Source organism: Actinoplanes siamensis (assembly GCF_016862395.1).
Taxonomy (GTDB): domain Bacteria; phylum Actinomycetota; class Actinomycetes; order Mycobacteriales; family Micromonosporaceae; genus Actinoplanes; species Actinoplanes siamensis.
Genome location: NZ_BOMW01000153.1, coordinates 1 through 807 on the forward strand (window position 1 = coordinate 1; position 807 = coordinate 807).

Here is an 807-nt window from a genome sequence, read left to right on the forward strand (position 1 = left end):
GAGGAGACCACCACCGGTGGGTTCGAACAGTGAGGTGCCTGATCCGGAGGTTCCGGCGAAGGCGAGGTCGCGTAGCTACTCGGCCGCGTACAAGGCGCGGATCCTGGAGGAGTACGAGTCGCTCGACAAGGCGGGTAAGGGTGCGTTGCTGCGGCGGGAGGGCCTGTACTCGTCGTTGATCACGACATGGCGCCAGCAGCGGGATCGGGGTGCCCGGCAGGCCCTGGCCCGTCGGGCGGGACGTCCGCCGGCCGACACTCGGGACAAGGAACTGGCCCGGCTGCGGCGCGAGAACGAACGACTGGCCGCGGATCTCGCGAAGGCGCAGACGGTGATCGAGGTGCAGGGAAAACTCTCCGCGCTGCTGGGTCAGCTCGCGACCAGCAGCGGCCCGGACTCCGGGAGCGAGCCGAGGCCGTGATCGACGCGGCGATTGTCGAGCTGACCGGCGTGCTGGGCTCGGTGCGCAAGGCGTGCACGGCGGCCGGCCGGCCGCAGGCCAATCACTACCGCCGGCACCGCAAGAGCCCGAAGCCCGAACGGGTGCCGCGGGAGCGTAAGCCGCAGCCGCGGGCGTTGTCCCAGGCGGAACGCGACAGCGTGCGTGCGCTGCTGAACCATCCCGAGCACGCCGACAAAGCGCCGGCCACGGTTTACCACGAGCTGCTCGACGAGGGTGCCTACCTCGCGTCGGTGTCGACGATGTACCGGATCCTGCGGGAACACGGTGAGGTCCGCGAACGCCGGGCACAGGCCACCCATCCGGCGCGCATCAAGCCGGAACTCGTGGCGACCGGCCCCAACAGC

Annotated in this window: 1 protein-coding gene and 1 pseudogene; both read left to right on the top strand. The window is 70.4% G+C overall.

Translation table 11 applies throughout. The features are described from left to right. Positions 1–16: 16 nt before the first annotated feature. A complete protein-coding gene (locus Asi03nite_RS37515) occupies positions 17–421 on the top strand; it encodes a hypothetical protein (protein WP_203685261.1) in 405 nt (134 codons plus the stop codon). Next, positions 418–807, top strand: a pseudogene (locus Asi03nite_RS37520) (helix-turn-helix domain-containing protein); the annotation flags it as partial. The gene Asi03nite_RS37515 and the pseudogene Asi03nite_RS37520, both read left to right, overlap by 4 nt.